Origin of the sequence: Aminobacter sp. AP02 (genome assembly GCF_003148805.1) — a bacterium.
In the GTDB taxonomy this organism is placed as follows: Bacteria; Pseudomonadota; Alphaproteobacteria; order Rhizobiales; family Rhizobiaceae; genus Aminobacter.
In genome coordinates, this window is sequence record NZ_QGGX01000016.1 from 130,416 (window position 1) to 141,463 (window position 11,048).

The following is an 11,048-nucleotide window of genomic DNA, read 5'->3' on the forward strand; positions in this document are numbered from 1 at the left end:
CCGCGCCGGACAAAATTGCACCTCGAGATCTAACTTGTCAAATTGAGTTTACCAGTTAGATTTGAAGCATGTCAGTTGCCTGGACCCGTCATCGTTTCTCTGGCGGCGCGCTCGCGCTCGATACCGCCAACACGGTCGTGTTGCGCGGCGATGGAGAGCGAAGCTTCGACCGCTTCGACGACCCGTTGGAGATCGCACGGTTCGCCGCTTCTGCCAGCGGCTATCGCGCCGATGAGTTAAAAGGCAGGGCGCTTGCCGCGCCCGATCCACATGCAATTGTCACCAAAGTCATTGCCATCCGTGAAACAACGGACCAACTGTTCCGGCGCACGGTGATCGCCCGCGCTCTGCCAACAGCAGGCATGCCGGCCTTCCTCAATGCCTGCGCTGATGGGCTTGCCGGCTCGCATGAGCTGCTTGGCCCGAACAAACCCTTCGGCGCTTCGCAAGAGCCGCTGGCCTTTGAGGTAGCGCTCGCCGTTTCGGCACTATCGCTGCTGTCGTCAGACACCGTATCGCGGATGAGGATATGCCCGAATTGCGGCTGGCTGTTCGTCGACCGCAGCCGCAATGGCAGCCGCATGTGGTGCGACATGGCCGTCTGCGGCAACCGCCAGAAAGCCAGGCGCCACTACAACAGGCGCAAGGAGGTGGCGAATGCCTGAGCGGAGTTTCTTGCGCATTGCCTATGCCGTTTCAGCGCTTGCATTGATCGGATTGGCCGGTTGTCGCGAAAGCGGCGGCGAGGGCGAGTACTTCGAATTGTCCGGTCGCCTGTTCGTCTTCAATTATCGGGTCGCGACGGTGCGCTACTTGGTGACCTTGAGGCCTCTCAAGCCGGTCGGCGACGGCGAAGTCGCGGTGGCGCGCTTCGAGAACCCCGCGGGCGGCGAGCCGATCGTGGTGCGCCAGAAGATCTGGCCGATGAGCGAGAAGGTGACGATTGAAAGCCCGCCGCTCGAGTGCGTGGTCAAGGATCTTCCCTACAAGGTGTCGATCCTCATCGAGGATAAGAAAGGCACGGCGATGCAGGCATTGGAGACAACCATGGTTTCGTCGCAGGATCAGTCGGTGCTGCCCGACAAACCTCTCGCCGTCGGACCGTTTTACGATCCCAATCCTGAGCTTAAAGGCCATCCGGACGGGCATGTGCCCGGTGGCCGCGGCGTGCGCTGTCCGGCTTCGGCCTGAGCATTCCGACTGACAGAAGATTCGCGCGCCGACAATATTAACATGCGGATTCGTAGTGCTTCGCCGGCTTGCGCATCTTCGATGTTCTTTTCCCCGTGCAAAGAAATTCGTTTGACGCGACAGCCGTGCCCAGAAAAGCTATCCCTGAGCTACCCAAGGTCAGCCGCCCGAATCGTGGGCGGGTCGGGCACAGGAAATGCGGATGACGCTTCACGACGTCGCTCTCGATGACAAATTCGATCTGGGCAAGGAGCGGATATTCCTCTCCGGCGCGCAGGCCGTCATCCGTATGCTCGTGATGCAGCGCGAAAGGGACCGGCTTGCCGGCCTCGATACTGCGGGGTTCGTGTCGGGCTATCGCGGTTCGCCGCTCGGCGGGCTCGACCTGCAGCTATGGAAGGCCAAGAAGCAGCTCGCCCAATCCAACGTCGTCTTCCAGCCCGGCCTCAATGAAGAACTCGCCGCCACGGCTTGCTGGGGATCGCAGCAGGCGGAAATCCTGGGCGAGGGCAAGCATGACGGCGTTTTCTCCGTATGGTACGGCAAAGGCCCTGGCGTCGACCGCTCCGGCGACGTCTTCCGCCACGCCAACCTTGCGGGATCGTCTAGATATGGCGGCGTGCTGGCCCTGATGGGCGACGACCACACCGCAGAGTCGTCAACCAATGCGCATGCCACCGAGTTCCTGTTCGTCGACACGATGATCCCGATCCTCAATCCGGGCGGAGTGCAGGAGCTGATCGACTACGGCCTTTACGGCTTTGCGCTGTCGCGTTTCGCCGGGACCTGGGCTGCGATCAAATGCGTCAAGGACAACATCGAATCCACGGCATCCGTCGACGCTTCGCTCGACCGGCTCAACATAGTCATCCCCGAGTTCGACATGCCGCCTGGCGGGCTCAACATCCGCAACGAGCTCGACCAACTGGGCCAGGAAGCGCGGCTGCACGAATACAAGCGCGCCGCCGCCGCCGCCTTCATCCGAGCCAACGGCATCAATCGGATCGTCTATTCCGGCGGCCGCAAGCCCAAGATCGGCATCATCACCGTCGGCAAGAGTTTTCTCGACGTACGCCAGGCGCTCGACGATCTCGGTATCGACGAAAGGCGTGCCAACCAGCTCGGCATCCGCCTGTTCAAGGTCGGTTGCCCATGGCCGCTCGACATCGAGCATATCCGCGACTTCGCCCGCGGCCTCGAGATGATCGTCGTCGTCGAGGAAAAGCGTTCGCTTCTCGAGACCCAGGTGCGCGAGGAGCTGTACGGCACCTCGATGCAGCCCAAGGTGGTCGGCAAGAAGGACGAGCGAGGGGATTGGCTGTTTCCGGCCAAGGGTGCGCTCGATCCCAACGATATCGCAATCGCGCTGGGCGAGCGCATCCTCAGGGTGATCGGCCCGTCGGAGGAGATCGCCGGCCGCGTCAGCCGGCTGCGCCAGTACCAGGCGATGCTTGCGGACACCAAAGACGTTGCGTCGCGCACGCCGTTCTTCTGTTCCGGTTGCCCGCACAACTCCTCGACCAAGGTGCCCGAGGGTTCGATCGCCGGTGCGGGGATCGGTTGCCATTTCATGTCCTTGTGGATGGACCGCAGCACCGTCGGCTTCACCGCGATGGGCGGCGAGGGCGCGCAATGGGTCGGGCAGGCGCCATTCTCCAAGCGCGAGCACATCTTCCAGAATCTTGGCGACGGCACCTACAACCATTCGGGAACGCTGGCGATCCGCTTTGCGCTCGCCTCGGATGCCAACATCACTTACAAGATCCTCTACAACGATGCCGTCGCCATGACCGGCGGCCAGCCGCATGAAGGCAGCCTGAGCGTCGACATGATCGCCCGCCAGGTGCGCGCCGAGGGCGTCGAGCGCATCGCCGTCGTCACCGATGAGCCCGACAAGTATGGCGGGCGTTCGCAGTTCCCGAGCGGAACGACATTCCACCACCGCGACGATCTTGACCTCGTCCAGCGCGAACTGCGCGACATCAAGGGCGTGACCGTTCTTCTCTATGATCAAACCTGTGCCGCGGAAAAACGCCGGCGCCGCAAACGCGGCACGTTTCCCGACCCCGACAAGCGTGTGTTCATCAACGAACTGGTCTGCGAGGGCTGCGGCGACTGCGGCGTCAAGTCGAACTGCGTTTCGATCCAGCCTGTCGAGACCGAGTTCGGCCGCAAGCGCAAGATCGACCAGTCGAGCTGCAACAAGGACTTTTCCTGCGTCAACGGCTTCTGCCCGTCATTCGTGACGGTGCATGGCGCCAAGATCCGCAAGGCCGAAGGCATTGCCGGCACCAGCGATGCGCTGCAAGGCGTGCCCGAGCCCCGGCAGTTTCCGCTAGACCGAGACGGCTGGGCTGCGATCATCGACGGCGTCGGCGGCACCGGTGTCGTCACTGTGGGTGCGGTGCTCGGCATGGCCGCCCATCTGGAGGGCAAGGGCTGCGGCATGATCGACATGGCCGGCCTCGCCCAGAAGGGCGGCTCGGTGTTCACTCATGTCCGCATCGCTCGCTCGCCCGACGACATCAACGCCATTCGCGTCTCAGCCGGAAAGGCCGACCTGATCCTCGGCTGCGACCTTGTCGTGTCGGGCGCCAAGAAGGTGCTGGCCGCGGTTCGTGAGAACCACACCATCTTTGTGGCCAACACCGCGGAGATCATGCCGGGCGAGTTCACCCGCTCGGCCGATTTTTCATTGCCCACCGAACGGCTCAAGAAGAGCATTCGCGAGGCGGCAGGCGAAGCCAAAGCCCATTTCTTCGATGCAACGCGCGCGGCCTCGACGCTGTTTGGCAATTCTCTCGGCGCCAACATGTTCATGCTTGGTTTTGCCTTCCAGCATGGCGGCCTGCCGTTGTCGGCGGAGGCTGTCGAAAAGGCGATTGCGCTCAACGGCGAGGCGGTAGCGATGAATGTTGCCGCGTTCCGCTGGGGCCGCCGTGCCGCGCATGAACCGGATTTCGTCCGGACCATGCTTGCCCGCTCCGGTCGTGGCGAGGCGCCCGCGATAGCTCAGACGCTTGACGAGATGATTGCGCGCCGTGCCGACTTCCTGAAGTCGTACCAGGACGCATCCTATGCCGAGCGGTATGTCGGGCGCATCGCCTCTATCCGTGCTGCCGAGCACAAGGCAAAGCTCGGTTCGACCGTCGTCACGGAAGCGGCGGCGCGCTCCTTGTTCAAGCTCATGGCGGTCAAGGACGAATACGAGGTCGCACGGCTTTACACCGACGGTTCGTTCAAGCGCGAGTTGGCAAAGCAGTTCCAAGGCTATGACCGGCTGGAGTTCCATTTGGCTCCGCCGATTCTTGGCCGCAAGGGGGCTGACGGCGTGGCACGCAAATCGAGCTTCGGCCCATGGATGATGACCGGTTTCAGGCTGCTGGCGGCGATGAAGGGGCTGCGTGGCGGAGCCTTCGACGTCTTCGGTTACACCGCTGAGCGGCGCATGGAACGTGACCTGCTCGATAGCTATGAGGCCGACCTCGAACTGATTCGCGGAGCGCTTTCGAGCAACAACATCGAGGCGGCAGCAGCACTTGCATCGGTGCCGCAACTGATCCGCGGCTATGGTCATGTCAAGCATGCGAGCGTGGAAAAGGCGACGGGCGAGCGGGAACGCCTGGTCAAGCGGTTGACGGTGTTGCCCGCCAATTCGGCCCTCCAGGCGGCTGAATAGCCGATACTACTTGTTTACCTGAATCTAAATTAGAGGTTGTATCGGTCATTTGAGTGGCCGGGAGCCCACTTGGGCTTCCGTTTCTAAGCCTTTCTTAAGGCGAGTGTGGCAGTTCTTGGCCTCCCAGGCGGGCCTCGGATGCGCAGAAGAAACAACGAGATACCGGTCGACGTTTACATCCCTTTCGTGGAAACCCTTTTCCGCGATGGCGCGACGCTGGCTGTTGGTATGGTCGCACAAACGGCGCTGATCGGCGTCGTGTGGTGGAAAACCGCCCATCCGCTCTATCTCCTGGTTGCGCTCTTCATGGTGCTGGTCGGCACGTTGCGCATGCGAAACTTCCGTAAATATAATAGCTTGCCATCCCCAACGACTTGGGAAGAGGCGCGTCAGCGCGAGAATGACTACATCCTGTACGGCTCGCTGCACGGTGCCGCGCTAGGCGCTTTCTGCCTTGCCGGCATCTATTTCGCGCATGATCCCTTCGCCGAGATCGCCTCTGTCTGCGTGACGCTGGCGTCGGCAACGTCGATTGCGGGCCGCAACTACGGTTCGCCGCGCATGGTGATGATCTTTACGGTCACCATGACCTGGGCAATTTCCCTCGGCTTCCTGCTGCGCGGCGACTTTTACCACGTTTTCCTCGGGCTGCTGTCTGCGCCGTTCCTTTATGCGATCCGCAAATTCGCCGACACCGTGCGCGATGTGCTGTTCACCGCCGTTTCGGAGGAAAAGAAGTCCAACCGTCTCGCCCAGCGTTTCAACCGCGCGCTCAACACCATGTCGCATGGTCTTGTCATGCTTGGCCCCGACGGGCGCGTGGCAGTTGCCAACGCAGAGGCTGCAAATCTGATGTCGGTCAAGTCGCCCGAGGCGCTGCTCGGCCGCTCGATCCATGGACTTTTGATGCGTGGTGTGGCCGGTGGCCAGCTTGCGCTCAAGGATTGCCGCTACATCGAAGCACAGCTGACGCGGGCGCTGCGCGAGGGCAGGGACCGCAAGGTCCTGGTGTCGCTGTCCAATGGCCAGTGCTTGGAGTTTTCCGCTCGCGAAGGCAGCCAGGAACTCGGCGTCATCACCTTCGAAGACGTGACGGCCCGCGTCGCGGCCGAAGAAAAGATCCGGTTCATGGCGCGCTACGACAGCCTCACGGGGCTGGCCAATCGTGCCTATTTCCACGAGATGGTGGCCGAATGCGTCTTGGCCGGCGACCGCGACCGGCTTTGCGCGCTTGCCGTCCTCGATCTCGACGACTTCAAGAGCGTCAACGATACGCTCGGCCACCCTGTCGGCGACGGGCTGATCTACGCTGTGGCCGAACGGCTCGCGGCCTTTGCCAGCGACAACGTCAAGGTCAGTCGCTTTGGCGGCGACGAATTCATGATCTATTTCGACAAGGTGGAAGACGAGAGCCACCTGACCGAAATGTTGGACCGCATCTTTGCCGAGATGCAAGGCGAGGTAGACGTTGCTGGCCACGCACTTCGCATCCAGGCGAGCGGTGGTGCGGTTCTGTCGCAAGTGCGCGACTCCGACGTCGATGCGATGATCGTCAAGGCCGATCTCGCGCTCTACAAGGCCAAGGAGTCGGGCAAGAATAGCTGGCATCAGTTCGAGGCTGTCATGGATGCCGCGTTCCGCAACCGCCAGCTGATGAAGGCGGATCTGCGCAGCGCGGTCGAAGCGCGTGCCTTGCGGGTCGTCTATCAGCCGATCGTTTCGATGACCACGATGCGTATCGCCAGCTGCGAGGCACTGTGCCGCTGGGATCACCCCGAACTCGGGCCGGTGTCGCCCGCCACGTTCATTCCGCTAGCCGAAGAGATGGGCATCATTTCCGAGATCAGCACCTTCGTGCTGCAGGCGGCTTGCGCGGAATGCGCCAAGTGGCCGACGCCCATCGGCGTCTCGGTCAATCTCTCGGCCAAGGATTTCCGCAATCGCGATGTCGTCGACAAGGTGAGGAGCGCACTTGCGATCTCGGGACTGGCGCCACATCGCCTCGAGATCGAAGTCACCGAGACAGCGCTGCTCGACGACAAATCGCTGACGCGCAGCTATGTCGAGGAAATGAAGGCGATCGGCGTGCGTATTGCGCTGGACGATTTTGGCACCGGCTATTCCAGCTTGAGCTATCTGCACAAGCTGCCGCTGGACAAGGTCAAGATCGATCGCAGCTTCCTGGCCGATGTCGCCCAGAATCCTCGTTCGCTTCAATTGCTCAAGGGTATCGTCGACCTGTCGCGCCCGCTCGGGCTGTCGGTAACGGTCGAAGGTGTCGAAACCTTCGAACAGCTCAAGATCCTGGCCATCGAGGTTCATCCCGATCTGGTCCAGGGCTTCCTGTTCGGTTCGGCGCTGTCATCGTCGGGAATCGAAACGATGTCGAACACCGTCTGGCCCTTCGCCAAGGATATAGGCCTGGCCCGCATCACAGCCCGTCGTTGAGGTGACGGAGATCCGTGCCGCGAAAGTGGCGAAAATGCTTAATTTTCCATTAATTGTTAACCTTAACGGAGGGTAAACACGAACAGTTTGATTTTCATCTTTACATCACCCCGACCTCGGCTACGTTTCAGCCGGGCGGATATACGGGGAACACCATGACCATCCATCAAGTGGCGTCCAGCGGCGACGCGGAAGCCAAGAGTAGCAGTGCGTCTGAAGAAGGCTCCTCATTTGCAGGTCACGTTTCAAGTCTGCTAGAACGAGCCGAGTATCGCCGTTGCGACAAGGGTGAAGATCTCGAAGACATCTACAGGCTGCGCTACAAGTCGTATCGGCTGAGCGACATGGTCTCGGAGAATCCCGACCACACCATCCATGACGACCTGGATGATGCCGAAAATTGCTACAAGTTCGGCATCTACATTGATGGCCATCTGGTCAGCACGCTGCGTATCCATCACGCCTGCCGCGAAACTCCGGCATCACCGTCAACAACTGTCTATGGCGATGTGCTGCGTCCGCAGTTGGCCGCGGGAGCCAATTTCGTTGATCCCAGCCGCTTCGCCGCGGATCCGGATTGGTCGCGCATCTATCCCCAAATTCCCTACCTGACGCTTCGCCTTGCTGGCATGGCCTGCTTCTACTTCCAGGCGCCCTATTGCCTGTCGACGATCCGGCCGGAGCATGCCGGCTTTTATCGCCGCATCTACAAATCGGAGCAGATCGGCGAATTGCGCGAGTATCCAGGACTAAACTACAAGGTTGTGCTCTACCGCGCCGATGTGAACAGTATCCGCGAGCGCTCTTTCCAGCGCTTCCCGTTCTTCAAGTCGACGCCGATGGAGCAGCGGCTGATGTTCGGCAAGCCGGCTTCCGGCGAACTGGCACCGCTGACCATCCTGCCGACGGCAAAATACTATCGCGAAGCCGCCTGAGCTTCGCGTAAGGTCGGCGGCACTGTAATCCGGAACGCGGAAACGATGACGACGCCGACCTTCAAGCACCTTCTGCGGGCAGCGTTGCTGCTTGCACTGGTCCAGCCCGCACCCGCGTTCGCCGAGGATGCGCTCTCCATCGCCAACATGTCCTTCCGTACCGGTCCGTTCGCGGCCACCGGTGCGCCGCTGATGGATGGCCAGCGCGACTACATGTTGATGCTCAACGAACGCGACGGCGGCATCAACGGCATCGTGCTGAACTTCAACGAGTGCGAAACGGCATTCAGCACCGAAAAAGGTCTCGAATGCTATGACCGTTCCAAGGCAACAAGCCTCGCCATCCAGCCCTGGTCGCCCGGCATTGCGCTCGAGCTTCTACCCAAGGCCAGCGTCGACAAGGTGCCGGTTCTGGCGCCTGGCTACGGCTTTTCGGCCATGGCCGACGGCCAGCATTTTCCATGGGCCTTCAACCCGCCGGTGACCTATTGGGACGGCGCTTCGATGATGCTCAAGAGCATTGCCGGCGACGACCTCGATAGTTTGCGGGGCAAGAAGATCGTGCTCCTGCATCTCGACGCGCCTTACGGGGAGGAGCCGATCCCGCTGCTCCAGACCTATGCCGACAGCTTCGATTTTTCGCTGGTTCCGGTTCCGGTGGGCGTCAAGGAAATGCAGAACCAGTCGGCGCAATGGGCAAGGATCAAGAGCGAGCGCCCGGACTTCGTGCTGTTGTGGGGTTGGGGCGCGATGAATGCCGGTGCCTTTGCCGAGGCGGTCAATACGGAGTTTCCGATGGATCGCCTCGTGGGTATCTGGTGGTCGGCCCAGGACGACGATCTCAAACTGCTTGGCGACGCCGCCAAGGGGTACCGGGCGCTGTCGTGGAACGTGCCGGTATCAAATGCCGAAGCAATCCAAGACGTCCGCAAGTATGTCGTCGACGCCGGCAAGTCGCAGACAGCGGTGGAAGCGCTTGACCAGCTCTATTACCAGCGCGGCGTGCTGATCTCGATGTTCACTGCCGAGGCGATCAAGGCCGCTCAGGAGCATTTTGACAAAAGACTGATCAGCGGCGAGCAGATGCGCTGGGGTCTCGAAAACCTCAAGATCGACGATGCAAGGCTGGCGTCCCTCGGCATGGCCGGCATGATCGGACCGTTCACAACCTCCTGCGCCGATCACGCGGGTCACGGTGGGGCGTGGATGCTGGAATGGGATGGGGCCAAATTCGTCAAGGCCTCCCATCTCTTGACTGCCGACCGCGAGATGATTGCGCCGCTGGTCGAATTGGAGGCCGGAAAATTCGCCGAGGCGCACGCGCCCTGGCCGCTCAACGAAGCGTGCGGCAACTAACGCTGCGCCCTGCACGTTCCCCGCTGGGGATTGATAATCTTGTCGCAGCAAAAGGGGCAATCTTGCCATTGCCCTGCAGCGCGCATTTAGGTATGTGCCCTTGAACTCGTTTTCCGGAGGGGACTCTCATGGCTGATAATACGCCGACCGGCCCGATCGAACTTGGCGCCCAGATGGACTACGCCGAGCACGAGAAAACTTATTCGACTTTCATTACGCTGTCCAAATACGGCACGCTGGCTTGCGTTGCATTGATGATCGCCATGGCCTTCGGGTTCTTCACCCCTGCTGGTTTTTTCTCCAGCCTGGTGCTGTTCCTGATCATCTGCGCGGTTGGCGGTTTCCTGCTGCGCGACGTTCCCACCCATATTCGCTGACATTTCTAGGCAGCCGCGGCTCCCACGTCAGTTCTAGTTCCGGACAAATTGGGCCGGAGCGGAACAGGCGACCTTTCTGAGTAGCGGGTGGGCCAAAAGCGGCTCCGTGCAATAGCCTTGCCGGTTACGTGTCTGGCAAGGAATGGTCCTGATAAGATTGTGGGTTCGGGTGCGTCGGCGGTTCTCCCGCCAGTATCCATTGTAGATTTCGTTGGTAAGGCGCCGACGCGTTTTTTTGCGTCCGGCACTTTACGTTTGGTAAGGTTCCAGCCGAAAGGACGTAGCGGTGGGCCAGACAATTTTCATACCCAAAGAGCTTGAGTTGATCGAGAGCCGTGTTGGCGCTTCGCCGGAGACGGTGAAACGGCTGGTGGGGCTTGGTTTTGAGGTGGTTGTGGAGACCGGTGCTGGCACCTTGTCGCGCATTCCCGACGCCGAGTTTGCCGCTGTCGGGGCCAGGATCGGCAAGGCGGCGGATGCCGCCAAGGCGGACGTCGTGCTGAAGGTGCGCCGTCCCTCGGAAGCCGAGCTCAAGGGCTACAAGGCTGGCGCCGCGGTGCTTGCCACGATGGATCCCTACGGCAATGACGCCGCGGTTGCGGCGATGGCCAAGGCCGGGGTGACGGCGTTCGCCATGGAGTTCATGCCGCGCATCACCCGTGCCCAGGTGATGGACGTGCTGTCGTCGCAGGCAAACCTCGCCGGCTACCAGGCGGTGATCGACGGGGCCGCCGAATATGACCGCGCGCTGCCGATGATGATGACGGCTGCGGGCACGGTGCCGGCTGCAAAGGTGTTCATCATGGGTGTCGGCGTCGCCGGCCTGCAGGCGATAGCAACGGCGCGCCGCATGGGCGCGATCGTCACCGCCACCGACGTGCGCCCGGCGGTCAAGGAACAGGTGGCGTCGCTTGGCGCCAAATTCCTCGCCGTCGAGGACGAGGAGTTCAAGGCGGCCGAAACCGCTGGCGGCTACGCCAAGGAGATGTCCAAGGAATACCAGGCCAAGCAGGCGGCGCTGACCGCCGAGCATATCGCCAAGCAAGACATCGTCATCACCAC

At 61.4% G+C, this 11,048-nt stretch carries 7 protein-coding genes and 1 pseudogene; all 8 read left to right on the forward strand.

Annotated elements, in window-relative coordinates; genetic code table 11:
• Window positions 1-68: 68 nt before the first annotated feature.
• Window positions 69-665 (forward strand): CGNR zinc finger domain-containing protein, encoded by a 597-nt coding sequence (locus C8K44_RS20130; protein ID WP_109577544.1) that lies wholly within the window; start codon window positions 69-71, stop codon window positions 663-665.
• Entirely contained in the window at window positions 658-1,191 is a 534-nt protein-coding gene (locus C8K44_RS20135) for a hypothetical protein (protein ID WP_245417568.1), read from the forward strand. Before C8K44_RS20130 ends, C8K44_RS20135 begins: the two co-directional genes overlap by 8 nt.
• Window positions 1,192-1,393: 202 nt before the next feature.
• Window positions 1,394-4,870, forward strand: a complete 3,477-nt coding sequence (locus tag C8K44_RS20140; RefSeq protein WP_109577545.1) for an indolepyruvate ferredoxin oxidoreductase family protein — start codon at window positions 1,394-1,396, stop codon at window positions 4,868-4,870.
• Between the two features lie 138 nt (window positions 4,871-5,008).
• Complete coding sequence (locus C8K44_RS20145) at window positions 5,009-7,318, forward strand: EAL domain-containing protein (protein WP_109577546.1); 2,310 nt, start codon at window positions 5,009-5,011, stop codon at window positions 7,316-7,318.
• 155 nt (window positions 7,319-7,473) lie between these two features.
• The gene (locus C8K44_RS20150) at window positions 7,474-8,253 is read left to right on the forward strand and encodes a hypothetical protein (protein WP_109577547.1); all 780 of its coding nucleotides are present in this window, start codon (window positions 7,474-7,476) and stop codon (window positions 8,251-8,253) included.
• Between the two features lie 45 nt (window positions 8,254-8,298).
• Entirely contained in the window at window positions 8,299-9,609 is a 1,311-nt protein-coding gene (locus tag C8K44_RS20155; RefSeq protein WP_109577548.1) for an ABC transporter substrate-binding protein, read from the forward strand.
• Between the two features lie 128 nt (window positions 9,610-9,737).
• Window positions 9,738-9,986 (forward strand): aa3-type cytochrome c oxidase subunit IV, encoded by a 249-nt coding sequence (locus tag C8K44_RS20160; RefSeq protein ID WP_109577549.1) that lies wholly within the window; start codon window positions 9,738-9,740, stop codon window positions 9,984-9,986.
• A 286-nt stretch (window positions 9,987-10,272) separates the two neighbouring features.
• Window positions 10,273-11,048: pseudogene (locus C8K44_RS20165) on the forward strand (NAD(P)(+) transhydrogenase (Re/Si-specific) subunit alpha); the annotation flags it as partial.

Coding starts and splice junctions, on each gene's coding strand:
- C8K44_RS20130 (WP_109577544.1), top strand. CDS start 69: ATGTCAGTTGCCTGGACCCGTCATCGTTTCTCTGGCGGCGCGCTCGCG.
- C8K44_RS20135 (WP_245417568.1), top strand. CDS start 658: ATGCCTGAGCGGAGTTTCTTGCGCATTGCCTATGCCGTTTCAGCGCTT.
- C8K44_RS20140 (WP_109577545.1), top strand. CDS start 1,394: ATGACGCTTCACGACGTCGCTCTCGATGACAAATTCGATCTGGGCAAG.
- C8K44_RS20145 (WP_109577546.1), top strand. CDS start 5,009: ATGCGCAGAAGAAACAACGAGATACCGGTCGACGTTTACATCCCTTTC.
- C8K44_RS20150 (WP_109577547.1), top strand. CDS start 7,474: ATGACCATCCATCAAGTGGCGTCCAGCGGCGACGCGGAAGCCAAGAGT.
- C8K44_RS20155 (WP_109577548.1), top strand. CDS start 8,299: ATGACGACGCCGACCTTCAAGCACCTTCTGCGGGCAGCGTTGCTGCTT.
- C8K44_RS20160 (WP_109577549.1), top strand. CDS start 9,738: ATGGCTGATAATACGCCGACCGGCCCGATCGAACTTGGCGCCCAGATG.